Source organism: Curtobacterium sp. MCBA15_008 (assembly GCF_001865065.1).
Lineage (GTDB): Bacteria > Actinomycetota > Actinomycetes > Actinomycetales > Microbacteriaceae > Curtobacterium.
Map to the genome: position 1 here is coordinate 177,195 of NZ_MJGN01000034.1, position 24,932 is coordinate 202,126.

Annotated in this window: 24 protein-coding genes and 1 tRNA gene; 15 read left to right on the forward strand and 10 right to left on the reverse strand. The window is 67.4% G+C overall.

What is annotated here, in order from left to right:
* Position 1: 1 nt before the first annotated feature.
* The 3 genes from BIU96_RS20425 to BIU96_RS13780 form a co-directional block, all read right to left on the reverse strand.
* Positions 2-2,971, reverse strand: a complete 2,970-nt coding sequence (locus BIU96_RS20425; RefSeq protein WP_071293167.1) for an Ig-like domain repeat protein — start codon at positions 2,969-2,971, stop codon at positions 2-4.
* Between the two features lie 206 nt (positions 2,972-3,177).
* Positions 3,178-3,525 (reverse strand): hypothetical protein, encoded by a 348-nt coding sequence (locus tag BIU96_RS13775; RefSeq protein WP_071293168.1) that lies wholly within the window; start codon positions 3,523-3,525, stop codon positions 3,178-3,180.
* Positions 3,515-4,591 (reverse strand): DUF6177 family protein, encoded by a 1,077-nt coding sequence (locus BIU96_RS13780; RefSeq protein ID WP_071293169.1) that lies wholly within the window; start codon positions 4,589-4,591, stop codon positions 3,515-3,517. The genes BIU96_RS13775 and BIU96_RS13780 overlap by 11 nt, the downstream gene beginning before the upstream one ends.
* A 230-nt stretch (positions 4,592-4,821) precedes the next feature.
* On the opposite strand from BIU96_RS13780, the gene BIU96_RS13785 reads away from it, so the two are divergent.
* The 3 genes from BIU96_RS13785 to BIU96_RS13800 all read left to right on the forward strand — a co-directional run bounded on the left by BIU96_RS13785 (position 4,822) and on the right by BIU96_RS13800 (position 7,652).
* Positions 4,822-4,895 (forward strand) — tRNA-Gly (locus BIU96_RS13785).
* A gap of 271 nt (positions 4,896-5,166) precedes the next feature.
* Positions 5,167-7,194 (forward strand): GNAT family N-acetyltransferase, encoded by a 2,028-nt coding sequence (locus tag BIU96_RS13795; RefSeq protein ID WP_139200043.1) that lies wholly within the window; start codon positions 5,167-5,169, stop codon positions 7,192-7,194.
* Positions 7,191-7,652 carry a hypothetical protein gene (locus BIU96_RS13800; RefSeq protein WP_071293172.1) on the forward strand — a complete coding sequence of 154 codons (462 nt, stop codon included), beginning with the start codon at positions 7,191-7,193 and terminating at the stop codon, positions 7,650-7,652. Before BIU96_RS13795 ends, BIU96_RS13800 begins: the two co-directional genes overlap by 4 nt.
* 90 nt (positions 7,653-7,742) lie before the next feature.
* Here BIU96_RS13800 and BIU96_RS13805 read toward each other — a convergent pair whose 3' ends face one another.
* On the reverse strand, positions 7,743-8,147 hold the full coding sequence (locus tag BIU96_RS13805; RefSeq protein ID WP_139200044.1) for a 3'-5' exonuclease: 405 nt from the start codon (positions 8,145-8,147) through the stop codon (positions 7,743-7,745).
* 293 nt (positions 8,148-8,440) lie between these two features.
* On the opposite strand from BIU96_RS13805, the gene BIU96_RS13810 reads away from it, so the two are divergent.
* Positions 8,441-9,169 (forward strand): alpha/beta fold hydrolase, encoded by a 729-nt coding sequence (locus BIU96_RS13810; protein WP_071293174.1) that lies wholly within the window; start codon positions 8,441-8,443, stop codon positions 9,167-9,169.
* A gap of 14 nt (positions 9,170-9,183) precedes the next feature.
* Here BIU96_RS13810 and BIU96_RS13815 read toward each other — a convergent pair whose 3' ends face one another.
* On the reverse strand, positions 9,184-9,714 hold the full coding sequence (locus BIU96_RS13815) for a TetR/AcrR family transcriptional regulator (RefSeq protein WP_071293175.1): 531 nt from the start codon (positions 9,712-9,714) through the stop codon (positions 9,184-9,186).
* Between the two features lie 87 nt (positions 9,715-9,801).
* On the opposite strand from BIU96_RS13815, the gene BIU96_RS13820 reads away from it, so the two are divergent.
* From BIU96_RS13820 to BIU96_RS13840, 5 genes are all read left to right on the forward strand, one after another.
* Positions 9,802-11,241 (forward strand): MFS transporter, encoded by a 1,440-nt coding sequence (locus BIU96_RS13820; protein WP_083402917.1) that lies wholly within the window; start codon positions 9,802-9,804, stop codon positions 11,239-11,241.
* Positions 11,242-11,267: 26 nt separating this feature from the next.
* A complete protein-coding gene (locus BIU96_RS13825) occupies positions 11,268-12,113 on the forward strand; it encodes an SDR family NAD(P)-dependent oxidoreductase (protein ID WP_217642269.1) in 846 nt (281 codons plus the stop codon).
* Between the two features lie 143 nt (positions 12,114-12,256).
* Positions 12,257-13,297 (forward strand): LLM class flavin-dependent oxidoreductase, encoded by a 1,041-nt coding sequence (locus BIU96_RS13830; protein WP_071293177.1) that lies wholly within the window; start codon positions 12,257-12,259, stop codon positions 13,295-13,297.
* Positions 13,294-14,001, forward strand: a complete 708-nt coding sequence (locus BIU96_RS13835; protein ID WP_071293178.1) for an NADPH-dependent F420 reductase — start codon at positions 13,294-13,296, stop codon at positions 13,999-14,001. The genes BIU96_RS13830 and BIU96_RS13835 overlap by 4 nt, the downstream gene beginning before the upstream one ends.
* Positions 13,946-14,989, forward strand: coding sequence for a hypothetical protein (locus BIU96_RS13840; RefSeq protein WP_071293179.1), 1,044 nt, complete (start codon positions 13,946-13,948; stop codon positions 14,987-14,989). The genes BIU96_RS13835 and BIU96_RS13840 overlap by 56 nt, the downstream gene beginning before the upstream one ends.
* 22 nt (positions 14,990-15,011) lie before the next feature.
* Here BIU96_RS13840 and BIU96_RS13845 read toward each other — a convergent pair whose 3' ends face one another.
* Positions 15,012-15,440: a MarR family winged helix-turn-helix transcriptional regulator gene (locus tag BIU96_RS13845; protein ID WP_071293180.1), complete on the reverse strand. Its 429-nt coding sequence runs from the start codon at positions 15,438-15,440 to the stop codon at positions 15,012-15,014.
* Positions 15,441-15,554: 114 nt separating this feature from the next.
* Here BIU96_RS13845 and BIU96_RS13850 point away from each other — a divergent pair, with 114 nt between their 5' ends.
* The 3 genes from BIU96_RS13850 to BIU96_RS13860 all read left to right on the forward strand — a co-directional run bounded on the left by BIU96_RS13850 (position 15,555) and on the right by BIU96_RS13860 (position 18,385).
* The gene (locus BIU96_RS13850; protein WP_071293295.1) at positions 15,555-16,268 is read left to right on the forward strand and encodes a response regulator transcription factor; all 714 of its coding nucleotides are present in this window, start codon (positions 15,555-15,557) and stop codon (positions 16,266-16,268) included.
* A 115-nt stretch (positions 16,269-16,383) separates the two neighbouring features.
* Positions 16,384-17,997 carry a GAF domain-containing sensor histidine kinase gene (locus BIU96_RS13855; RefSeq protein WP_139200045.1) on the forward strand — a complete coding sequence of 538 codons (1,614 nt, stop codon included), beginning with the start codon at positions 16,384-16,386 and terminating at the stop codon, positions 17,995-17,997.
* Positions 17,998-18,061: 64 nt separating this feature from the next.
* The gene (locus BIU96_RS13860; protein ID WP_071293182.1) at positions 18,062-18,385 is read left to right on the forward strand and encodes a DUF302 domain-containing protein; all 324 of its coding nucleotides are present in this window, start codon (positions 18,062-18,064) and stop codon (positions 18,383-18,385) included.
* A gap of 22 nt (positions 18,386-18,407) precedes the next feature.
* On the opposite strand, the gene BIU96_RS13865 is transcribed toward BIU96_RS13860, so the two are convergent.
* Positions 18,408-18,872 carry a MarR family winged helix-turn-helix transcriptional regulator gene (locus BIU96_RS13865; protein WP_071293183.1) on the reverse strand — a complete coding sequence of 155 codons (465 nt, stop codon included), beginning with the start codon at positions 18,870-18,872 and terminating at the stop codon, positions 18,408-18,410.
* A gap of 67 nt (positions 18,873-18,939) precedes the next feature.
* Here BIU96_RS13865 and BIU96_RS13870 point away from each other — a divergent pair, with 67 nt between their 5' ends.
* Both BIU96_RS13870 and BIU96_RS13875 read left to right on the forward strand, forming a co-directional pair.
* On the forward strand, positions 18,940-19,815 hold the full coding sequence (locus BIU96_RS13870) for an NmrA/HSCARG family protein (RefSeq protein WP_071293184.1): 876 nt from the start codon (positions 18,940-18,942) through the stop codon (positions 19,813-19,815).
* Positions 19,816-19,838: 23 nt separating this feature from the next.
* The gene (locus tag BIU96_RS13875; RefSeq protein WP_071293185.1) at positions 19,839-20,888 is read left to right on the forward strand and encodes an NADPH:quinone reductase; all 1,050 of its coding nucleotides are present in this window, start codon (positions 19,839-19,841) and stop codon (positions 20,886-20,888) included.
* 299 nt (positions 20,889-21,187) lie between these two features.
* On the opposite strand, the gene BIU96_RS13880 is transcribed toward BIU96_RS13875, so the two are convergent.
* A protein-coding gene (locus BIU96_RS13880) for an IS3 family transposase (RefSeq protein WP_139200046.1) occupies positions 21,188-22,350 on the reverse strand; the annotation gives its coding sequence in 2 pieces (ribosomal slippage) (positions 21,188-22,068 and positions 22,068-22,350; 1,164 coding nt in all).
* 334 nt (positions 22,351-22,684) lie between these two features.
* Positions 22,685-22,876: a hypothetical protein gene (locus BIU96_RS13890; protein ID WP_071293188.1), complete on the reverse strand. Its 192-nt coding sequence runs from the start codon at positions 22,874-22,876 to the stop codon at positions 22,685-22,687.
* 103 nt (positions 22,877-22,979) lie between these two features.
* Between BIU96_RS13890 and BIU96_RS13895 the strand changes: the two genes are divergently transcribed.
* The gene (locus tag BIU96_RS13895; protein ID WP_071293189.1) at positions 22,980-23,693 is read left to right on the forward strand and encodes an NYN domain-containing protein; all 714 of its coding nucleotides are present in this window, start codon (positions 22,980-22,982) and stop codon (positions 23,691-23,693) included.
* Between the two features lie 244 nt (positions 23,694-23,937).
* Here the strand turns inward: BIU96_RS13895 and BIU96_RS13900 are convergent, their stop codons facing one another.
* Positions 23,938-24,738, reverse strand: a complete 801-nt coding sequence (locus tag BIU96_RS13900) for a hypothetical protein (RefSeq protein ID WP_071293190.1) — start codon at positions 24,736-24,738, stop codon at positions 23,938-23,940.
* Positions 24,739-24,932 lie beyond the last annotated feature (194 nt).

Here is a 24,932-nt window from a genome sequence, read left to right on the forward strand (position 1 = left end):
ATCACTCCGCCGAGGCGCGAGCGGTTCGGCGCCGTCGGACCACCAGGAGTGCCAGCCCGGCGAGGAGCAGGACGCCCGTGATCCCGAGACCGGTCCCCATCGCCACCGGCGAACCGGTGAACGCGAGCTCCCCGGAAGCGGCCGGCGGCGTGGTCGCAGTCGCGGCCGGGTCGATCGAGGCACCCGGGATCGGCTCGGTCGAGGGCGCGTCGGACGGAGTGGGGGCCGGCGTCGTCGGGTCGTCGCCCGGCTCGGCCACCGCAGCTGCCTCGACGACGACCTCGAGCGTGGTGGAGGACGCCGCGAACGACGCGTCTCCGCTGTAGGCCACCGTCACCGTGTTCGTCCCGACCGGCAGTGCATCGGTCTCGCAGCTGGTCTCCGGCAGCGTCGCCGTGCAGAGCACCGTTCCGTCCGCCGACGTGAAGGTGATGGTGCCCGTGGCGCCCGCCGGCAGACCGGAAGCGCTCAGGCGGACCTTCGCACCGACGACCGAGTGGGTCGTGTCGGTGCTGCCGACGAGGGCGGTCGGCTGCGCGGTGACGACGAGGTTGAAGGGCGCGCCCTCGGCCGGCTCGTAGTTGGCGTCGCCGTTGTATCGGGCGTGGACGCGGTACTTCCCACCGGCGAGGTCCGAGGGGACCGCGCACGAGGTCTCGGGGAGCGTCGCGGTGCACAGGACGGTGCCATCCTCGGTGACGTAGTCGATCGTGCCGGTGGCGTCCTCGGGGACGTTCGGGGTGTCGAGCGTGGTGGTCTCACCGTGCGTGACGGTCACCGTGGTGTCCGTGCCGCCGTCCGAGGGATCGGACGGGTCCGACGGGTTGGTCGGATCGGACGGGTTGGTCGGATCGGACGGGGTGCCGGGGTCGCCCGGGGTGCCCGGCGTCGTCGGCCCGGGGGTCGGCGTGAGCGTCGTCGTCGCCTTGCGCACCGTCAGGTCGACGTCCACCGAGGTCGCCGCAGCGTGCAGTGCGTCGCCCGAGTAGACCGCCGTGAGGGTGTGCGTGCCGGCGGTCAGGCCCGACACTGCGCAGCTGCTCTCGGGGAGCGTCGCCGTGCAGAGGACCTTGTCGCCCTCGCGGAACTCGACGGTGCCGGTCGGTGCGGGAACGGGACCGTCCTGCGCCTCGAGCCCGTCCACACCCAGGGTCACGGGGGTGCCGTAGGCGGCGGACGCCGGCGTCGAGGTCAGCGTGATCGCGGTCGGTACCTTCGTCACGACGAGCGCGCCGGTACCGACTCCGGCAGCGTGGTCGGTGTTGCCCTGGTAGGCCGCTTGCACCGGGGTGGTCCCGACCGCCGAGGTCGGCACGTCGCAGCTGGCGACTCCGTCGTCGATCTTCGCCGAGCAGAGCGCAGCACCGGTTTCGGGGTGGGTGAACCGGACCAGACCCGTGGGCGGGGTCGCGCCGGTCGTCTCGGCGGAGGAGACCGTTGCGCGGAGTGTGGCGGTGTCGCCCACCGTGACCGTGACGTCGGCCACGGAGACGGTGGTCGCCTGCGCGGCCACCTCGACGTCGCGGGTGATCGTGACCGCCTCGGCGTCGGTCGAGGCCACCACGGTCGAGATGGTCGCGGTGCGGGCGATGCCGGAAACCGTGTACGGGATGGTCAGCTTCGGCAGGGCGGTGCCGGGAGCACGATCCTCGGCGGCCTGGTCGCACGTGACCACCTGGCCGACGACGGAGCACGTCCAGCCACTGCCGGTCACGTCGTCGACCGACGGGGTGACATCGGAGGGGAACGTGGTCGTGGTCCGGACGAGCTGCGACTCCGAGCCGCCGTCGGCCGACACGGTCGGGGTGACCGTGTACGTCCCGGAGCCGGCGTGCGCGACGGAGTCCGACCCTCCGGCGACCGCGTTCAGCACGGGGACCGGACCGGCGGCCGTCGTGGTTCGGAGGTAGTTGACCTCGTGGATGTCGTTCTGTCCGCCGGTACCGGCGACCCAGCCGTAGGTGAGCTTGTAGGGGTAGCCGGTGGTCGGGTCGATCCACGAGCGGTCGATGTTCGCTGCGTTCGACGTCGTGTCGAGCTTCGGCAGCGCCCCCGTGACGACCTGCTGCGTCCCACCGATCGACGTGAACACGACCGCGTACTGGCCGGACGGGACAGTGACGGAGGTGTTCTGCTGTGCGGTGAGAGCGGAGGCGGTCGGGTTGATCACGATCTCGACCGGCACCCGAGCCTCGGCACGGTCGGCGACACCGGTCTTGTTGAGCGAGCCGTTGACCTTGGTCCTGGACTGGACGCAGTAGCCAGTCGAGCCGTCACCGGGACCACGCACCGTCACCGCGTTGGCGAACAACGAGCCGTCCGTGCCCTGGTCCGTCGTGCAACCCGTGCCGCCGAACTGCCGGTTCGCGAAGTTGCCGTAGCGGTCGAGCCCGATGCCGAGGTACGCGTGCGAGAGTCCCTGCGCATTGTTCGCCGTGCTGGCGCTGTAGCCCATCGAGCCGCCGAGGTACCCGATCTTCGCGGGGACCGTCGGGTTGTACGGGTCGGTCGCCGCGAGGTAGAAGACGATGCCGTCGGCGGACGTGCCGTTGTACTGGTAGCTGTTGAAGGTCGCGTCGATGCCCTTGGTGATCGGCACCGACTGCTTCGACCCGACGCCTCCGGACTGGTCGCCGACGGCCGACGTGAGCCTCAGCGCGCCGCTGTCGACCGCGTCCGCCGTGCCCCGGCAGGTCGGGATCGTGCCGGAGTTCGTCGAGCCGGACGCCGGACGCGCGGTGAGGCACGCGACGTTGCCGGATGACGCCGTGGTCGACGGCAGGATGTACCCGTCGCCGGCGTCTGCGCCGGTGAACCCCTCGTTCACGAACGTGGTCTGTGCCGGCGGTGCGGCGACGGCCGCGGTGGTCCCGGCGCCGACGAGCGCGAGCCCGGCGAGACCGGCGACGGCGAAGCCGGCGAGGATGCTGCGAGCGCGCGCGACGGCACGCTTCTGGGATTGTGTACGCACTGGAGCCCTGTTCAGTGAGAAGAGCGGTGCCGACGAGGAGCGTGCGCGCCCGGCTCGTCGGCTCGGGTCCTCACACCGTAGGGGCGGCTTGGGTACTCACGGGTCTCGAATCGGGTGATCGCACCACAACTGGGGACACGCTCGACGCAATCGCCCGGCAGCGGCGCATCGGCGGTCCGGGGACGAGCCCCAGAACGGGGGAAGCCTCAGTCCCCGTGCACGATGCACACCGCGTCGAGGTCCATCGCGGCCTCGAGCGCGGCGGTGATCCCGGACTCGCCGTCGGCACCCGCCGGGGTCACCGTGTCCACCCACCACAGCGGCGTCGTGAGGGTCGGGGCGTCGGGCAGGATGCGTTCGACCTCGTCGAGGGAGTCCACCCGGCGCACCCCGAGCACGGTGATCACCGGGTGCGTGGCGTCACGGCAGACCTGCACCATCGGCCCGTCGTCGAGCGCCCGGACGCCCCACGACTCGTCGTGCAGCAGCAGTGCTTCGGCGACGTCGCGCGTCTCGACCGGCTCACGGCAGAGCAGGGTCACGTCACGGGGCACCCTGGCCACCCATCACGGGTGAGTCCGAGCCGGTGCGGCCGATGTGTCCGTCGAGTGTGCCCTCGTCGTGCGCGGGGTCGAGCGGGGCACCGCCGACCAGCTGCAGGAAGCGGTCCTCGTCGATCCGGTCGAGGAACGACTCGAGCGCTTCCCACCCGTCGTCGAACCGCACGACGAGCCCGCCGCCGCCGAACGTCGAGGTGGTGGTGCGCGGAGGCGGCCAGACGCCGTCGCGGTCGAGGAACTCCGCAGCCTCGGGACCGACGACGACGGCGAGCGGCGACGGTTCACCGTGCGAGACGGCGCGGACGAGGTGGTCGGCGTCACCGCGGCGCTGCATGACCACGCCGAACACGGGCTCGACGTCCTCGGCGACGCGGTGCACGGCGTCGAGGAGCTTCGACGCGAGGGCGGGGTCTGCGCCGTCCTCGGGGATGGTGAGCACCGCGGACATCGTCTCGACGACGACCCCGTCCAGCAGGTGCGCGGTCATCGTGGCGGAGAAGCCCTCGCCGACGGCGTAGGAGGTCGACACGGCGGGAGCCTCGTGCTTCGCGTACTGCGTGACGACCCAGCGGTCCCACGGCACGGTGAGCGGTTCGGCGGTCCCCCACCGGGTGGGGCAGGTGCCGACGGTCTCGCACAGCGCCTCGATCGCCGAGCCGATGTCGATCGCGCGTTCGGAGTGGTGCCGCAGGGTGAGGTCGATGCTGATCTGGCGGACGGAGTCGACGGCGACGGCGTGCTCCGGCGACGGCGTGCCGAGCAGCTCGGGGCCTCGCTGGACGAAGTCCTCGATCCCCGAGGCAGCCACCCCGGTCCGTCCGTCGCGCAGGGTGCCGTCGAAGTCGGTGACGGCCCAGGCTGCACCGTGGGCGCCGAGCGCGTGCCGGAGCGCGGGGGTGACCGCCGCTTCGCGGCCGGTGCGGAGCACGACCATGCGCCCGGACTCGGAGGCCCGTCGGAGCAGCGAGGCGAACGCGTCGGTCAACCAGACCACCGGCGAAGCGGAATCGACCACGATTGCGGGGCCGACCACGTCGTCGATGAGGGGATGCCTGACCATCCGGGTCCTCCTCGGTTCGGGGTCGCTCGATCCACCTGGACGGTACACACGGGGACGACACCTGTCCGTCAGGCGGGCGGGCTCACAGCGGGTACTCGGCTCCGGCGGACGTACGGCTCGGACCACGGCCTGGAGGCACGGCTCGCGTCCGCCCCGCGACGCACCGTGGGTGGTCGGCTGGCGCACGGACGAGAATCCGCTAGGCTTGCTGCGTCCCGCTGAGCGGGTACGCGAGTGTAGTTCAATGGTAGAACTCCAGCTTCCCAAGCTGGTAGCGCGGGTTCGATTCCCGTCACTCGCTCCAATACGATCATGCCGTGGAGTTGTCGTTTCTCAAGACAGGTGAGACTTCTCTCGACTCAGTTGAGACTCGGTTGGCCTAGCGAAGGCGAAGCGACGAACCTGGACTGGCCCGCAGAACGGCCCGATGGGACAGGCCTCACGGGCGGCCGAGTTGCGCCTGCTCGACCAGAGTAAACAGCGAGTGCAGACTCCCTACCGTCCCTGACAACCTCACACGCCGAGCGGCGCGTCGAGCCCTACTCACGTCTTGTGATCGGCACCATGAGATCACCATGGATGGGCAACACGACGTCGTTCTCGAGCATGTCAACGCGAAGCCGGACGACTGGAACCAGCTGCTGCTGCTGGCGAAAGCGAACCGCGCCACGCTCGGGTTTCTGACGGACTCCGCGTTCGAAGATCGTCTCGAACGCGGTACCGTCGTCGTCGCCCGCGTCGGCGGAGACATCGTCGGGTATTGCATCTACGACGTCCCACGCGCCGGCTACATCAAGCTGGTACACGTTTGCGTCGGTCTGCGCGGGAACGGCATCGGGAAGCTGCTCGTTGATGCTGCGGTACTGGCTCATCCTGAAGCCATTGGCGTTGTCGCGTACTGTCGTCGCGACTACGGGCTGGACCGGTTCTGGGCCGCCGTCGGACTGTCGCCCCGCGGCGAACGAGCCGGTCGGGCAGCCGCCGGCTCCACCCTGACACGCTGGTGGATGCCACTCGGGGAGCTAGATCTGCTCGAAGACGCGGCGCTCGGGGCAGGGTTGCCGCTGGTTGTGTACGACACCAACATCATCGCCGACCTCTACGGCTCCTCTGAGCTTGATCGCGCCGACCGGGACGCGTCTCTCGGTCTCACCGCGGACTGGATAGCGGCCGAGATCACCGTGGTCGTCTCACCGCAGGTCGACGTCGAAATCGACCGCATCGATGACGAGGACGAACGATCCCGACAACGCTCCGGAGCGGACCATCTCGTTCGGTTGCGTTCCATCCGCCGTGAAGACGCCTCGGTGCTCGACGCCCTGCTGCAGCGAACCGGCCCGGAGGAGTTAGCGGCGGACCCGTCGCTGCGCGACGACCTCAACCACATCGCGGACGCGCTTGCCGCGCACGCCGCGTACTTCGTCACCAACGACACCCGCTTGCTGCGACTTGCTGACTCCTACCTCCCCGTCGACACCCAACTTCGCGTGCTCCGTCCGCATGAGCTGATACAGCAGGTCGATCAGCGGCTGGGGCAACCCGTGTTCCAGTCCAGACTCATCGAGGACATCGACCTGCGCTGGGTTCCGGCCACTCGTTTCACGATCAACCATCTGCTTGACGCGTTCCTCACCCACGAGCGCAACGAACGAGGCAGCGATCTACGACGGCTGATTCGTGCGTCAATCGCAGCCCACCCGAGGAGCACGCGAGTTCTCATCGACGAACGAGGACGCCCCTGGGCGATGCTCGCAGAACATCCTGGCGACGGGATGCTGGTGATCCCGCTCCTGCGAGTCGCGCGGCGGCGGGAAACTACGACGGTCGCGCTCCAGCTCGCTCGTCACGCGCGTCACGTCGCCCGCCAGAACCAGCTGCCCGTCGTCGAGATCACCGACCCGGCAGTCGCGGATGTCGTCCGCGATGGTCTCCGTACTGAGGGCTTCGACGCGGAGCTGCGTGCCGAAGTGCTCGATCGGGCAGAACCTGCGTCACGATTCCTCGCCGACCACCCTTCGGAGGTGCTTCGGACCGCTGCGCAGCTGCGAGACGTTGAGCACCGGTATTGGCCTCTGGTGCTCCTGAGGGCAGGGGCGCCGACGTACATCGCACCCATCCAGCCGCGCTTCATCTACCCGCTGTTCGGCATTCCGCGGCAAGCACTCTGGGGAGACGACCGGCCGCTGGCGCTGGGCCTCTCGCGAGAGCACGTGTACTACAGCGGGAGCAGTCGGGCGCTTCCCCCACCTGGCGCTCGCATCCTCTGGTACGCGTCTGCCGACGACACGGAAACGATCCGCAGCATCGTTGCGTACTCCAGGAGCCTTGGTTGCGAGCGCACGTCACCCGACGAGGCATTTCGCCGATACAAGCAGCTTGGAGTGTTCAAGCGTCGTGACGTGCGCTCCGCTGCCGACAAGCGTGGTCGAGTGACTGTCGTACGGTTCGAGGACACTGAGTTGCTGGACCGCCGGATCGGGGGTCACGAACTTGCCGAACTGTTGGAGCAGCACGACGTGAAACCCCCGATACCCTCATTCCGGCAGGTACCGTCCACGCTGTTCGACGACCTCATCCATAGCCAAGGCAGGAGCGTACGTTGACATCGATCCTGCTCTCTGTCCGACCCGCCTTCGCGCACGCGCTGCTGGCGGGCACGAAGACAGTCGAGGTACGACGCCGATTCCCGGACGTCGCAACGCCCGCCACCATCTATGTGTACTCAAGCACCCCGGACCGCGCTGTCCTCGGCACCATCGAGCTCGAAGGCATCGACCGCCCGTTGGCGTCGTCTGTATGGGACTTGTACCGTCATGAAATCCAGATTCATCGGCAGCCGCTCGAGGAATACCTCGAGAACGTCAACGACGCCGCTATTCTGCGCGTTCGCTCGCCAATTCGGTGGCCGAAGGCCGTCCCGCTGGCGCTGCTCCGGAGCGAGATCGGGCTCGAACCGCCGCAGAGCTTCCGGTATGTCGATTCAGCGCGAGAAGAACTTCTCCGCCTGTGCGCCAATGGTGTTACTTCGACGACGTTGTCGGCGCTGACCGCTGCTGGCTAACCAAATGGTTAGCCGCCCGTCTCGAGATCAGCGTGGGCATCCACTTCAGCAGCCGACGATCGCGTTTGTTCACCCCGGGCTCTCGTCCGATCAGGACAGCGACGGTACCAACGGCGATTGAGGGCCGCTCCAGGTGCACGCAAGCTGGTCGCGCGCGCGCGTCGCAGCGACGTAGAGCAGGGACCGCTCGCGCAGTAGCGCGTCGTCGCGCTCAGCGTCCGAGAGCCCAGTCAGGACGGCTCGGCTCGGCAGCGCGGACGCGCTCACACCGAAGAGCAGCACGTTCAAGAATTCGGTACCCTTCGCGCGGTGCATGGTCATCACGACGGGCAGGCCGGTCCCTAGCTCCCCGCTGTCCACCTCGCGCATCCGGACGCCCCGGTCCCGCAACCCGCGGGACACGACGTCCCGGACTCGGGCGTCCCGGACGAGCACGGCCACGGTCTCCGGGGCGGCACCGGTGCTCAGCCACTCGGAGACGAGCTGGGTGGCCATATCGAGCTCTTCGCGGAGACCCGGCGCACCATGCAGGATCGGGGCCGGTCCACGCCGGGCCGACCTGTAGCCGGCGCTGTCCGCGGCGGCGTCCTCCACGTCGACGAACTCCGCACCCGGGCTCAGCCAGCGAGCTTCGCCGTCTGGACCGGGGCGATGGTCAGCGTAGGGAGACTCGTTCCGGGGCGCTGCCCAGCCACCGGGACAATCTGTTGACGCGGGGGCAGGATCGTCGGTCGCACGTCGAGCGGTCAGTGTTGCAGCACGTTCATCGACCGACCCGGGAGCACCTCATGAGCATCACCAGCACGTCGCCCATCCATCCCACCGTGATCCTTGTACACGGCGCGTTCGCAGATGCGTCGAGTTGGAACGGTGTCGTCCGGATCCTGCTCGATCAGGGCTTCCCCGTAATCGCGGTGGCGAACCCCCTCCGCGGTGTCGCCGCAGACGCCGCGTACCTGCGCGCGCTGTTGGCCGACGTCTCAGGCGACATCCTGCTCGTCGGGCACTCGTACGGCGGCACGGTCATCACCAACGGTGCAACAGACAATCCGCAAGTACGGGGCCTGGTGTATGTCGGGGGGTTCGCACCCGACTCTGGTGAGAGCGCTGCCGACCTCGCCGGCCGGTACGAAGGCGGGACACTCGGCGACACGTTGACCGCGGTGCCGCTCGGCGACGCCGGCAATGACCTTTACATCCAGCAGGAGAAGTACCACGAGCAGTTCGCCGCCGACTCACCTGCTGACGTCGCCTCGGTGATGGCCGTCACGCAGCGTCCGATCGTGGAGGCGGCGTTGAATGAGCCGTCCACAGCGCCGGCGTGGAAGCAGATTCCGTCGTGGTTCCTCTTCGGCTCGGACGACAAGAACATACCGGTGGCAAGCCACCGGTACATGGCGGAGCGTGCGGGGTCGCGTCGCACGGTCGAGATCCGAGGCGGATCGCACACCGTGGGCATCCCGGAAGCCGCGCAGGTCGCCGATCTCATCTCGGAAGCGGCGGGCAGCGTCCGCTGAACCGTGCCGTGCTCCTACGGTCGAAGACCCCTGAGGCAGATCTCGATGACTCGATCCCGCTGCCCGGCGCGGGGGTAGTCGGCGAGTCCCACGCCACTGAACATCCGAAGGACGTCATCAGCCGTGATGTCGGGCTGCACGAAACCACCTTCATGACCGGCGTGGACCAGTGGGTCCGCGATCGCGTAGATCCGAGCTCGGGCCTCCCGGACGAGTTCGGTGTCGTGCGCCATCTCCTCGGCGAACGCGCGCTTGCCGGTGATGAACCGCACGAACCGACGGAACCACTCCTCGAGCGCGCCCTGCGGCGTCAAGTTCTCCGGAAGGGAGGCAACCAGTTGCTGGACCTGCTCCTCGTACACCGCCTCGAACAGCGCGCTCCGGGTCGGGAATCGACGGTACAACGTGGCGCTGCCGACGCCGGCGCGACGAGCGATCTCCTCGAAGGACGCTCCTGCACCGTCTTCGCCGAAGACTGCCGTTGCCGCCTCCACGATGCGCTCCGTGTTCCGCCTGGCATCCGCGCGCAAGGTCCGATCGGGCAAGAGTCCTCCTCAAGGGAATAAGTGGGGTTACCCCTCCGTTTGTGGTAGTAATTGGGGGGTTCCCCCCACTAACACTAAGGAGTTCAGATGCGTTCCGCATCATCGACACCCGCCTGGCGGCGCGGCGTCGTCCTCGCGCTCATCATGGGCGCGCAGCTGATGATGGTGTTGGACACCTCCATCATCACCACCGCACTGCCCAGGCTCGTAGTCGATCTGGGCTTCTCGCCGTCGTCGTTGTCGTGGGTGCAGAACACCTACGTGCTTGCGTTCGGCGGTCTCCTGCTCCTCGGGGCACGTGTCGGAGACCTCGCCGGTCGTCGACGGGTCTTCATCGCCGGTGTCGCCGTCTTCGCTGTCGCCTCCCTCATCGCGGGGCTGGCACCCTCAGCGCCGGTCCTGCTCGTCGCGCGCGTCCTGCAAGGCGCTGCGTCCGCGTTCGCGATCCCGTCCACGCTCGCGCTCCTGGTCGGTGCGTACCCGGAACCGGAACAGCGAAGCCGCGCGATCGCCGTCTACAGCGCCGTGATCGGCGCCGGCGCGAGCGTCGGCATCATCATCGGCGGCGTGTTCACCGATCTCCTGTCGTGGCGCTGGGGCCTGCTCATCAACGTCCCCATCGGGCTCGTGGTCCTGCTGCTCGCCCCCAGGTTCCTCGAGGAGACGGGGCGCCGGAAGGGCAGCTTCGACCTCGGTGGAGCACTCTCGATCACCGTCGGCATGACCGCCCTTGTCTACGGACTCATCGAAGCCAGCGCTGCGGGCTGGTCTTCCCCGATCGTCATCGTGTCGATCGCCCTGGCCGCAGCCCTCTTCGCCACCTTCGTGCTGGTCGAGCGCCGCACCACCGAGCCGATCGTCCCCATGGGTCTCTTCGCGAGCGCCACCCGCTCCGGCGCCTACATCGCCCGGATCCTGATCGTCGGCGCGATGTTCTCGACGTTCTACTTCCTCAGCCAGTACCTGCAGAACGTCCTCGGCTTCACTGCCCTGGCCGCGGGATTGAGTTACATCCCCCTCACCGGCATGTTCTTCGCAACGGTGTACGTCGTCCGTCCGCTCACCCGCACGCTGGGTCGGGAGCGGCTCCTGGTCGCCTCGCTCGTCATCGCACTGATCGGCATGCTGTGGTTGGCCACGGCCGGCGCCGGAACCCCCTTCTTCCCGGGCATCGTCCTGCCGCTCCTGGTGCTCGGCATCGGACAGGGCATTGCGATCATCCTCCTGACACAGTCCGGGATGGACAACGTGCCGAGCGATCAGGCGGGAGCCGGCTCCGGCTTGGTGAACACCGCGCACCAGCTCGGCGGTTCCGTCGGGCTGGCGATCCTCGCCGGGATCTTCGTCTCGGTCGCGGGCGTGCGCCCGACCGTCAGTGCGCAGGTCCTCGCGTTTCAGTCGGTCTTCCACGTGGCAGCCGGTTTCTACGCACTCGCCATCGTCGTCGCCGTCGCGATGCTGCTGGCCGCACGCAGACCACGTCGAGCGCGCGACCTGACGAGCACCGCGAACACCCCCACCCGCTGAACCGCCACCAGAAGAAGGAAATGATCATGACCACCTGGCTCATCACCGGAGCAGCGACCGGCCTCGGCCGCGCACTCGCCGAGGAAGTTCTCGCCCGCGGCGACAACGCCATCATCACCGGACACGACGCCAGTGCCCTCAGTGACCTCGCCAGCCGCTACCCCAGTACGGCCGTCGCGCAGGACCTCGACGTCACCCGCGCCGACCAGCGGAAAGCGGCACTCACGACAGCCGACCAGTTCGGCGGGATCGACGTCCTCGTGAACAACGCTGCCGTGGACTCCGTCGGCGCGATCGAGGAGCAGACCGACGAGGACATCCGGCGCCAGTTCGAAGTCAACGTCTTCGGAGCCCTCGACCTCACCCGTGCCGTCCTGCCCGGAATGCGTGCTCGCCGCCGCGGGACCATCGTCAACGTGTCCTCCATGGACGGAATCGCCAGCCTGCCGGGGAACGGGATCTACTCTGCGACGAAGTTCGCCCTGGAAGGCCTGACCGAAGCGCTCTGGCAGGAACTGCAGCCCATTGGACTGCGAGCGCTCCTCGTCGAGCCCGGCTCGTTCCGCACGGGCATCGAAGCGCGCACGCATGCATCCGGTGAACCGATCGCCGACTACGCGGCGACCGGCGGCGCCTTCCGCGGGATGCTCGGATCGCTGACACCGGAGATGTTCCCGGGTGACCCCGCACACGCAGCGACGGTGATCTACGACACCGTGCAGTCCGACCCCGACCGTCACTGGCTCGTCCTCGGCACTGATGCTCAGCGACGCATCCGCGCGAAACTCGACGCGTTCGGCGCTGAGTTCGCTTCCGGCCAGGAAATCGGAGCCAGCACCGACTTCCCAGACAGCGGACCAGCCGTTCTCTGATCCTGTCTCCGCCGAGCAGCGATCCCGTCGAGGTCGCTGCCGGGCTGACGACCTGCTCCTTGTTTTGGTCAAGAATCATGACTACTTTAGTCACGAACATTGACTAGTTGCGTGTCCACGCATGACCTCACGGAAGGAACACCATGACCGACCTGCAGTTCGGCCTCGACACGTTCGGGGACGTCCCGCTGGACGCTGCGGGACGACCTGTCTCGCATGCCGCCGCGATCCGGCACGTCGTAGAGGAGGGCGTGGTGGCGGACGAGCTCGGCGTCGACGCGATCGCGCTCGGTGAGCACCACCGGATGGAGTTCTCGATCTCGAGCCCCGAGACGGTCCTCGCCGGCCTGGCGACGCGTACGAAGCGGATCCGACTCGGTTCCGGTGTCACCGTCCTGAGCTCCGATGATCCCGTCCGGGTGTTCGAACGTTTCGCGACGCTCGACGCTCTTTCCGAAGGGCGAGCGGAGGTCATCCTCGGCCGAGGATCGTTCACGGAGTCGTTCCCGCTGTTCGGGTACGACCTCCAGGACTACGACGTCCTGTTCGAGGAGAAGATCGACCTGTTCAGTCAGCTCCTGACCGAGCAACCCGTCACCTGGTCGGGGACGACCCGGGCGTCGCTCTCGGAAGCGGACGTGTTCCCGAAGACCGAGTCCGGACGGCTGCGCACCTGGGTCGGTGTCGGAGGCTCACCGCAGTCCGTCGTGCGAGCTGCCCAGTACGGATTTCCCCTCATGCTCGCGATCATCGGCGGGGCACCGGAGCGGTTCCGCCCCTACGTGGACCTGTACCGACGAGCCGGCGAGCAGCTCGACGCGGAACCGCAGTCGGTCGGGATGCACTCGCCCGGGTTCGTCGCGGAGACCGACGAGGAGGCTCGGTCGACGTACTTTCCGGCGTTCAAGGTGATGCGCGACCGCATCGGTGCATCCCGCGGCTGGCCTCCGGTGACGTACTCGGACTTCGAGCACGAGCTCGAACACGGATCCCTCTACGTCGGCTCGCCCGAGACCGTCGCCGCGAAGATCGCTCGTGCTGTCCGCGCGCTCGACGTGGACCGATTCGACCTGGTGTACTCCAGCGGCCCACAGCCGATGCAGGCACGGATGCGATCCGTCGAACTGTACGCGAGCCAGGTCATCCCGATGGTCCGGGACCTCGTGGACGCGGTACGCGCATGAACGGGCGTCCAACGATCGGCATCCTCGGAGCCGGCAAAGTGGGAACCATCCTGGCGCGACTCGCGGTCGAGGCCGGATACCGCACCTTCATCGCCGGGTCCGGAGAACCGGACGCCATCGCCCTCACCGTCTCCGTCCTCGCGCCGGGCGCGCAACCGGTCACGGCCGACGTCGCTGCGCGAACGGGCGAATTGGTTATCCTCGCGCTCCCACTCGGGAAGTACCGGACGATCCCGGTGCAACCGCTCCGGGGCAAGGTCGTCATCGACGCGATGAACTACTGGTGGGAAGTCGACGGCCTCCGCGATGACCTCACCGACCCGCTGACATCGACGAGCGAACAGGTCCAAGCGTTCCTCCCGGATTCCCGAGTCGTGAAGGCCTTCAACCACATCGGCTACCACGACCTCGACGAGGGCCCGAAGCCCGCAGGTGCACCCGGGCGGACGGCGATCGCCATCGCGGCCGACGACGCCATCGACGGCGGGATGGTCGCACGGTTCATCGACGCCATCGGCTTCGATCCGCTGCCGATCGGACCACTCGCCGCCGGGGTGGCCCTCGAACCGGGAAGCGATGCGTTCGGCGCCAACACCGCCGCGCACGAGCTCCGGGAGCTGATCGCGAACTTCCCGGACACCGCTCGGGGTGAACAAGTCCGCCGAGCACGAGCTGCCGCCGGCAGCGCCGCCCGGATCCCGTGACCGACCGGACGCCCTGATCATGCGCTTCTCTCGTCCACCCATCCCGCTCAACCTCTTCGGGATCCCGTTCGGTCTGACCGGCCTCGCCGGCCTCTGGTCCGCCATGAGCAGTGCGGCCGACGCGCCCGTCCTGGTCTCCGACGCCCTCTGGGTGGTCGCGGTCGCAGCGTGGCTCGTGACGATGGTCCGGTACCTCCTCGGCGCGCGGACGCTGCGCACCGTCCGTGCCGACCTCCGCCATCCGGTGCTCGGCCCCTTTGCTGCGCTGACCAGCATCGTCGCGACATTGATCGGCGAGCGGATCCACGCAGACCTCCCCGCAGTCGGCCAGGTCTGGGTGCTCGTGACGGCAACGATCTCATTCGCGTTCGCAGCGTGGTTCATCGCGAACCTCGCGACCGGCGCCCACGAGATCGACCAGCTGCACAGCGGCTACTTCCTGCCCACGGTCGCCGGCGGCGTCATCAGCGCACAATCACTCGCCGTCGTCGGGTTCCAGCACCTCGCGATCGGAGCACTCGGCACCGGTCTGCTGTTCTGGCTCCTCCTCGGCGCGATCACCCTGCACCGGCTCGCGTTCCGCCCGCAGGCTCCGGCCGCGATCATGCCGACGCTGGCCATCTTCTCGGCACCACCGGCCGTGATGGGGAACGCCTGGTTTGCCATCACCTCGGACGGCGAGGGATCGCACATCGACACCGTCCAGCGCATCCTGTTCGGGACGTTCCTATTCCTCATCGCCTTCCAGGTCGCTCTCATCCCGGTCTACCGCCGAATCCCCTTCACCCTCGGGTTCTGGGCGCTGACGTTCACCGCCACGGCGAGTGCACGGTACGCAGTCCAGTTCGTCGTTCACGATTCGGTCATCGCGGCGGCCGTGTGGCAGTGGGCGGTCGCGCTCATGGCAACAGCGTTGACCGGCGCCGTCGTGGCGGCGTCCGTTCGACTCGTCATCAGAAGTCGGCGGCTCTCCGTCGTGCGAGTGTGAGGGTCTGCTCGTGAGCGATCCCCTACCGTTCGGTGCGCAGCACCTCGAGGGCGTCGGCGATAGACGCCTTCATCGACTCGAGGCGGTGCCCGCCGATGGCGCTCCCGATCTCCTGCTCGATCGTTCGGATGATCTCGCGGGCAGCGCGGATCTGCGCTTCACCCCTGGCGGTCGGGACGAGCAACTTCGCCCGTCCGTCCGACGGGTCGGGCCGCCGTTCGACGTAGCCGAGTTCCTCGAGCTCGTCGGCGACGACACTCACCACCTGCTTGTGCTGCCCGGACAGCTCAGCGATCTCCGACACGCGGCGTCCGTCAGCACCGATGTATGCCAGGACGGCACCGTGTCGCGGACGGACGTCATCGAAGCCCGCCGCCTTGATCCGGGCGAAGAGATCAGCTTGGAGCAGGAGGAAGAACTGCCCAGCGGCCTGGGGGAGATCGAGGTCCATGCGACCACGATAGTCACCGATGTTGACCAATTCGGGACGGCTGCGTGTCACGCTGCCGTGTCAGCACCCGTCGGCCCGTTGCTGCACGGAAACGGCGACAGCACACTGATGAGAATGCGCACCCATCACGTTTCGCCGCCCGAACACCCGCGCATCATCGTCGCCGACGACGAGGTCCTCGTCCGCGAAGGGCTCGGACTGCTGCTGGGTCGAACCGGGTACGAGGTCGCAGGAAGCGCCGCTGACGCCGTCGAGCTCCTCGATCTAGTCGACTCCGTTCCGTGCGATCTCGCCATCGTCGACATCCGCATGCCACCCACGCACACGACGGAAGGCCTGGAGGCGGCCGCGAGGATACGAGCAACCCATCCCGAGGTCGCGGTCCTGGTCCTGACGTCCCACCTCGAGGTACCCCACGCGCTGAAGCTCCTGAGCGAGCACACCCGCATCGGGTACCTGCTGAAGCAACGCATCGCCACCGTCGACGAACTGACGACCGCCCTGCATCGTCTCCTCTCCGGCGAGAGCGTCGTCGACCCGATCCTCGTCCGGGAGCTGCTGACTGCACGGCGTGCTGCCGCGCCCCTGCAGGACCTCACCCCGAGGGAGAGTGAAACGCTTGAACTGATGGCAGCCGGACGGTCCAACGCCGGGATCGCGGCTGACCTCACCATCACCGAAGCATCAGTTGAGAAGTACGTGCATCGCATCCTCGGCAAGCTCGGCGTCACCGACGGCGACGGATCGGCTCATCGCAGGGTCGTCGCCGTCCTGAAGTTCTTGGAGGTCGGTTCTGTACCCGATCAGCGACCCACATCCCCGTCCTGACGACAACGGTCTGCGAGTCGAAAGGTTCCCCGCCGGGTGCTTGAACCCCTGCGCCCGCCTATCCTCGTCCCAACCCAGCGCCGTTTCGAACCAATTCTCCGCTGCCGAGGATCACGTGCCCGACATCCAGCCGCCTGAACCGAATCGTCAAGAGCTTCACGCAGGGTTCCGTGCGCTCAAAGACGCTCTCGAAGAGGTCACCGGCTCGGCGCTCCCGCCACAGGCGAGAGACGCTCTTGCCCGTTTGGCCGGCGCCGCCATGAATGCGGACAGCATCGTCGTCCTTGAAAGCTCCGAAGCTGGGTCCACGGTGCAGGCGGAGTGGGTTGCGCACCCCGGCGTTCGGCGGACCGCTCTCGATCGTGAGCCGGTCGAGTGCATGACCGACGGACCCGTGTGGAAGATCGGCGGTGGCCGGTGGCACCTCGGTGTCCCGCTCCGCGCCAGGGGGAAGCTCTGGGGCTCGGTGATTGCTTCCGGTGACGGCACCGTGCAGCCGTCCGCGTTCACCGAGGATCGCCTCGCAGCGTTCGGCGGTGTCATCGCGGCTGCGGTCGTCAACGGCCGCACGGTGGAGGAGGTCGATCGGCTCGTCCTCGAACAGGACTCGCTGCGCTACGTCGCGGAGAAGGTCGCAGCTTCGACGGACCCCGACGAGGTCTTCGACATCGTCGTCCGGGAGGTCGGCATCCTCAGCGGTGTGCAAGGCGCGAAGCTCCTCCGGTACGAGACCGACGGCACCGCGACCTTCTTCGCCGGCTGGGGGCCTCTGTCCGGCACGCTTCCCACCGGCACGCGACTGCCGGCGAGGGGCACCAGTGTGACGGGACGGATCTGGGCGACCGGCGTCCCGTCACGCGTCGACGACTACCCGTCCGCCAGCGGACCGGTGGCAAAGCTCCTCACCAGCGCTGGGATGAAGAGCGCCGTCGGCGTCCCGATCAGGGTGAACGGACAGCTGTGGGGTGCGTTCGCCGTCGGTTCGAGCGATGCCCCACTCCCGCCGGACACCGAGCAGCACCTCGCGAAGTACGCCGGGCTGGTGTCGAGCCTGATCGGGAACCTCGTCGCCCGCCAAGCGTTGCTCGACTCACGGGTGCGCCTCGTCCACGCAGCCGACTCCACCCGCCAGCGGATCGAACGTGATCTGCACGACGGCGTCCAACAACGGCTCATCGCCGCCAAGATGGCCGCGAGTCTCGCCGCCGATCTCGTACGGACCGGCGAAGACCCACGTGAAGCCCTCGTGGCGCTCGACCGCCGACTGTCGGATGCCATCGAACAACTTCGGGACATCTCCCGCGGCATCCATCCATCGATCCTCTCCGAGGGCGGCTTGGAGCCGGCACTGCGATCCCTTGCCCGCCGTGCGGGTTTCCCGGTCGAGCTCAACATCGACAGCGACTTCCCGCGACTCGAACCGTTCCTGGAAGGCGCAGCGTACTTCGTGGTCTCCGAGGCGATCACGAACGCGATCAAGCACAGCCGTGCGTCGCTCATCACCATCCGCGTGCGACAGGACCAGGTGGGTGTGATCATCATCGCGCAGGACGACGGCGTAGGCGGAGCGGATTGCGCGCACGGTTCCGGGCTGACGGGACTGATCGACCGGCTCGAAGCCGTCGGCGGGTCGCTGCGGATCTCCAGCCCCATCGGCGACGGGACGACCCTCGTTGCACGTCTCCCTGGCCCGTCGATCCACGAGGGGAGTCGACGTGGACAGGAGTGAAGGTCACCCTCTCGCGAAAATCACATCGTCCTTGACCGCAAGAGCGGTCGTCGGTCGACTGCGCATGAACCTACGCACCCGCCACCTCCAAGTCTTCGGTGTCATCGACCACGCGGCGGCGGCGCGAACAGCGGGCCTGACGATGCTCTTTGAAACGGTGATCGTCTTCGGGAATCCGGCCGTAGGCACAGCACTCATGCTCGCCGATCCCCGGATCGGGTATGACCTTCCCATGCGGATGCTCGTCCGAGCGCTTCCCACGGGTGGCAGTGAGATCGTCTACCGCGATCCGATGACGCTGGCTTCGGAGTACGACCTCGCCGACGTGGTTCCCGTCCTGGAGAAACTCTCCAGCCTCCTTCTGGACATCGCCGATGGCATCCGCTGATCTCCGCAGTTGCCCGAGACGGTCACCGCTGGTCAGACCGTCGACGGACCTCGTCGGCACGCGCCCCGTCCACGTTGCGCACGAGCCGGCCGAGGAGATCGAGGGCTGCACGGCTCTCGCCCTCGTCGAACTCCGCGAGGGTGACCTCGTCGAGACGTTCCCAGACACGCTCGAGCTCGCCCTGCACCGTGCGACCACGGTGACTCCGGCTGACCATCACCAGCCGCCGGTCGTGCGCTGCGGGCCCGCGGACCACCAGCCCGGAGCGCTCCATCCGGCCGATCATCTTCGCGATAGTCGGGCGCTCGACGCCGAGCTCGCGACCAAGTTCCGCCTGGCTCCTCGGCTCGATCACTGCGAGCAGCGTGAGCACCGACTCCTGACCCGGTACGAGTCCGAGCGGTCTGATCAGATCGGCCGCAAGGGCTCGGTGACGACGGGCCAGCAGGGCGATCAGCGTGCTGACGCTCGGATCGATGGATCGCACAGGTCCTCCCGGAATTTTCGTAAGCCGACTAACGTTCTTGACGCTACACGTTCAGAGGAGGACGACCATGAACATCGACACAACGAAGCCGTTCGCAGTGTTCGGCGCGACCGGCAGCCAAGGGGGAGCGGTCATCGACGCGCTCCTGGACGAGGGCAGGAGCGTGCGAGCCCTGGTCCGCAATGCGACCTCGCAGCGTGCGCAGGCTCTGGCGGCCCGCGGCGTCGAGGTGCGGCCCGCGGACGCCACCGAGCCGGAGTCGGTCGTCGCCGCACTGCAGGACGTCGCCGGGTTCTTCTTCATGACGACCCCGGCCGGTCCTGACGGCGTCGAGGGTGAGACAGCTCAGGGAGTCGCCCTCGCCACTGCGGCGGTGGCCGCCGGAGTTCCGCACGTGGTCTTCAGCTCGGTCGGCGGCGCGGATCGAGACTCCGGTGTGCCGCACTTCGAGTCGAAACGACGCGTGGAAGAGTACCTGCAGCGGCAGGACATCCCGACGACGTTCGTCCGCCCGGTGTTTTTCATGGAGAACTTCCTGTCACGTGGCATCTCCGTCGAGGCCGGGACCATCGTCGTGCGGAAGCCCTATCCTGACGGGATCCCCGTCCAGATGATCGCCGCGCGCGACATCGGCATAGTTGCGGCGCGCGCGCTCGTGGACGGTGGCCTCCCCGGTGGTGAACTCGAGATCGCGGGCGATGAGCTCACCGGGTCGCAGATCGCGCGGGCACTGCACGAGCGCACCGGCCTCCCCGCACGGTACGACGCCTTGCCGCTCGAAGCGGTCGGTGCCGAGAGCGACGCCGCGGCGATGTTCAGGTGGTTCTCGGAGCTGCCGGCGTACCAGGCCGACTTCGATCGGACGCGTGCGCTCGATCCTGACGTGCTCAGCTTCCGCGGGTGGCTCGACGCGATGGACTGGCAGCCGCCGCAGCCGCACTGATTGAGCCGGACAGAGGAGCAGCCATGCGATCGATCGTCTACGCCCGACACGGCGCCAGCGGGGTCATGACCCTGGTCGACCGTCCAGTGCCGGAACCGGGGCTCGGTGAAGTCCGCGTCCGCGTCGTCGTTTCCGGTGTGAACCCGACCGACTGGAGGGCACGGGCCGGCGGTCCCGGCGCGAAGTTGCCGTTCCCCGAAGTGACTCCGAACCAGGACGGGGCCGGGATCGTCGATGCGGTCGGTGCCGGCGTCGAGGGCCTCGTCGTCGGCGACCGGGTCTGGCTCTACATGTCCACGGCCAACCGGCCCACCGGTACCGCCCAGGAGTACACGGTGGTGCCCGCGACGCGAGCCGTCCGGCTTCCCGCGGCTGCTTCCTTCGACCTCGGCGCTTCCCTCGGCGTCCCGGCAATGACGGCCCACCGTGCGCTGACGACGCACGAACGAGGCCCGGATCGTCTCGGCCCGGGTGTACTGGCTGGGATGACCGTCCTGGTCGCCGGAGGTGCCGGCGCGGTCGGGCACGCGGCCATCCAGCTCGCTCGATGGGCAGGAGCGACGGTGATCGCCACAGTCAGCTCAGCTGAGAAGGCGGCACTCGCCATCGCAGCCGGTGCTCACCACGCCGTCGACTACCGCGCCGACGATGCAGTGGAGCAGGTTCGCAGGGTCGCTCCCGACGGTGTCGACATCGTGGTCGAGGTGTCGATCGCACAGAACTCAACGCTCCTCGAGCGGGTTCTCAAAAACCACGGCGTGGTGTCGATTTACGCGACAAACGGCGGCGACGAGGCGGTCCTGTCCATCCGAGCAAATACGAGTCTCAATGCTCGCTACCAGTTCGTGCTGCTCTACACGCTCAACGCTGGGGTGCTCGATTCGGCCGCGTCGGACCTCACTGCCGCATTGCGGGACGAAGCGCTGACGATCGGCGCGGGCGCTGGACTCCCCATCACGCGCTTCCCGCTCGAGCTGACAGCGGCAGCGCACGACGCGGTGGAGGCAGCCACCGTGGGCAAGGTCCTGATCGACGTATCGCTGCTGCCGCCCGCTGTCGAGGCCGGGACCTAACGATCGCCGATCGCCGATCGTCTAACGAAACCGCCTCCGAAACGGCGACAAGATGTTCGGTCCAACCGATTGACGCGCGCGCCGTTGCCGGCAGTCGTGAGCGGATTCGGCGACAAGTAGTGAGTCCACCCACAACACCGCGTCGTACGCCCGTCACCGACCCGGTGGCGGGCGTTCTCGCGTCCTGCCTCCGTGCGCGCCCCGTCAGTTGGTCCAACTACGCTTTTGGTGGAGGACCACATGACGACATCGATCGACCCGGCCGCCGGGACTGCTGCAGGTTTGGTTGACTCGTTCGATTAGGCCATGAGTGCGACCTGTGGGTTGATGATCGTCTCGTACTCGATCGGGGTCAACTTCCCCAGACCACGTTGCCGCCGTTTCCGGTGGTAGGTCGTTTCGATCCAGGTGATGATCGCGAGCCGGAGCTCTTCCCGGGTCGCCCAGCGTCTCCGGTTGAGGACGTTCTTCTGCAGGAGCGCGAAGAACGATTCCATCGCCGCGTTGTCCGCGCACGCGCCGACCCGCCCCATCGATCCGAGCAGCCCGGCGTCCGATAGCGCCCGGACGAACTTCTTCGAACGAAACTGGCTGCCCCGATCCGAATGGACGACCGTCCCTGACGGGCTCCGGCGGGAGATCGCCATCTGCAGAGCCGCGACGGCAAGCGAGGACCGCATCCGGTCACTGATCGAATAGCCGACGATGCGCCGCGAGCACGCGTCCTTGATCGCGCAGAGGTAGAGCTTGCCCTCACCGGTCGGGTGCTCAATGATGTCCGTCAGCCAGAGCTTGTCGAGATCTGGTGCCGTGAACGCACGCCGGACCCGGTCGTCGTGCACCGGCGGCCCGGCCTTGCGATTCAGGCCGCGCTTCTTCGCATGCAACGACCAGAGCCGCTGTTGCGAGCACAGCCGCCACACCCGCCGTTCCGATGCTCGGTGGCCGGCAGCATGAAGGTCATCGGCGATGAACCGGTATCCGAACGTCGGATCGACGCGGTGCGCATCGATCGCTGCGTTGGTCAGGTGCGCGTCCGCCCAGTCGCGATCGGTCACCGGATCGGCACGCCACCGATAGAAGGCCTGCTTCGAAAAACCCAACACCCGGCAGGCCACCGCGACCGGGATCCGATCGTCGGCGAGTTCGAGGACCAGCGGGTAGATCATTTTGGGAGTTGCGACTGAGCGAAGTACGCCGCCGCCCGGCGGAGGATCTCGTTCTCCTGCTCAAGCAGCCGGATCCGCTTTTGGGCGTCCCGCAGCTCCGCCTGCTCCACCGCTTTCGCCGACGGCACCGCTGCAACACTGATGCCGTCATCGCGGTCCGCGAGCCGCAACCAGCGGGCCAGGCAGGACTCGGACACACCAAAGTCCTTCGCGACCTGCCGCACCGACGTCTCGCCCTTCCGGGCGACCGCGATCACATCACGGCGGAACTCTTCCGGATACGCCTTCACCATGGCGCACATCCTTCCAGCAGGAGCCAACGCCCCTACCTGTCAGGAGTCAACCAAACCTGCAGCATTCCCTAGTCCTCGTCCATGCCGCTAGAGAGCCAGATGTCCTCCGCGTCCCAGGGACTGAGCTCTTCACTCAACGGTGTGTCATCACCGACCAGATGATCGGTGCCGATCATGCACCGGCACTGTTCGGACGTGTCGTCAGTCTCGTTCACCTTCTGATGGGCTGGTCCCGTTGGCATCGATCTTCCTCCTTTCGTTCACCGCAGCAAAATGAAGACTAGCCGCATCGGAGATCGGCCCCCGCGTCGCTTCAGGCGCCTCAACCGACGATCTAACCTTCGGGCGGGAAAAGCTTCTCAAGGGAGAACTCGTCAGAGATGCGGTCGTACCGATCCGGGTCCTGATTCTGGATGATGTCAAGCAAGCCCTGTTGACCTTCTTCGTCGTACTCCCCTTCTTCGACTTCGAGGTTGTCGCGGAACGTCTGCTCGACTTCGTCGAGGAACGGGTCGTTTTTCTCCATAGCCGGAGGTTAGCGGGGCTAGCGTCTGGGCGGCATCGCTTGTTGGTGACTTCTTGGGCGTTACACCGCGTCGGGCTCTTTCGACTGGTCGAGTCGCCAGACTGTGACCAGTGACCTGCTCGCAGTTCTCGTCGATGCTGACAACGTTCCCCCGTCGCGGATCGGAGCTGTCCTCGCGGAGGTCGCCCGCTTCGGCACGGCTTCCGTGAAGCGGGTCTACGGCCACTGGACGACGACGCAGCTCAGCAGCTGGAAAGCCGCGGCGAGCGAGCACGTCATCCAGCCCATGCAGCAGTTCGCGCACACGAAAGTCAAGAACTCCACGGACAGCGCGCTCATCATCGACGCGATGGACCTGCTCTACACAGGGCGGTTCCAAGGGTTCTGCATCGTCTCATCCGACAGCGACTTCACCCGGCTTGCTTCCCGTATCCGCGAGCAGGGGATCACGGTGTACGGCTTCGGAGAACGCAAGACGCCACCATCGTTCCGAAACGCGTGCGACCAGTTCACCTACCTGGATGTCCTCGGAAGCACGGACGGCGAGCCCGCTCTCACCGAGGCGCCTTCGGCGCACGGTGGACTCTCGCTTCGCGATGACTCGCGTCTCATCGACGGGCTGCGGAACAGCGTGAACACGGCATCGTCTGAGGACGGCTGGGCGAACCTCGCGACGGTCGGGCAACTGCCGCGGAAGTGGCAGCCGGACTTCGACTCCCGCAACTGGGGCTACCCGAAACTGTCAGGCCTGGTCCGCGCAACTGGCCAGTTCACGGTCGAGGGACAGAGGGTTCGTGTGGAAACCGACTCTCGATAGCAGATGCCTCAGCGAGATGGGCGGCCGCCGAAGGCGGCCCATCGTCCTGGTGCCGCTTCAGAGAAGCTGAAGACGCGCGGGTCTACTCGGACGACGCCCGAGGTTCTGAAGAAGGAGGGCACCGGGCCCGCAGCGTGAGGCTGTCCTATAGGTAGACGTGGACGCCGGAGAACTAGCACCAGCACGGCGAGGGCCGCCCCGAGGTGCGCGACGGCGACCGTGGAGCGGTGAGAGGCGGCACGTCCTACGTCAAGGTGTTGTCGTAGGTGTACTGCTCGCCGGCAATCCGCCACGCTTCGCCCACCTGGTGGAGTGCCCATTGGAAGGTCGCCGTGCCGTGGACGGGTAGCTCGTCCTTCGACAGAATGTCGGGCAGCGTGCTGTTCACCTGGTCCTTCGAGTAGCCCTTCGCCTCGTAGGCGGCGTACACGTCGGTGGACTTCGCCCGGTAGGCCACGTCGTAGGCGCCGTCAAAGAGCAGGTATGCCTCTCCGCCCTGAGTGAGGCCGCGAACCTGATTCAGCTTCACCGTCACGTTCTTGGCTCGTGGTTTACCGTCGCGGGCGTAGGTCACGGACACCGCGTCAGTCGGCTTCTGCGTGTTGAGGAACGCGAGCTCGTCCGGGGAGGCATTCGCGATTGCCAACACGTCCCCTTCGAGGATGTTCTTGTGCGCAGCGATCCAGTCCCGTTTTCCGTCGTGATCGTCGAGGATGGTGCTGTCGATAGCTTCGGAAACGATGAACTCCGACACCCACTTCTGTCCGTCGAGGATGTCTGCATCAGAGAAGCCGCTCTGCTTCGCCGTGCCGTCGTTGTCAGAGGGGATGGTTTTCGCGAATGCCGCGTCCGGGTTGAGGGCCATCTTCTGATAGGAGCCGCGGCTGTCGGTGATGATGACGGGCTTGCCGTCCTTAACCGCTCCGATGGCGTCACCGATGGTGACCGCCGGGGTCTTCTCCGCTGGCTTCGCGGTCTCTGTCGCGGTTGCCGATGCGGCGGGCTTGCCGCTGTCGGCAGTGGAGCAGCCGGCGAGGGCGACCATCAGGGCTAGCGGCGCAGCGACGGCGAGGATTCGGGCAGAGCGGTGCAAGTAATTCCCCCAGGGAGGTCGTTGGAGCGTGACGACGGCTCGACTTCACCGTACCGGTATGCGCGGGACGGCTCGTGCCCCGTCTTGGTGGGGCACGAACCCGCCGTCACTCGGCGTCTAAGACGGCGCGGATAAAGCCTCCGCCG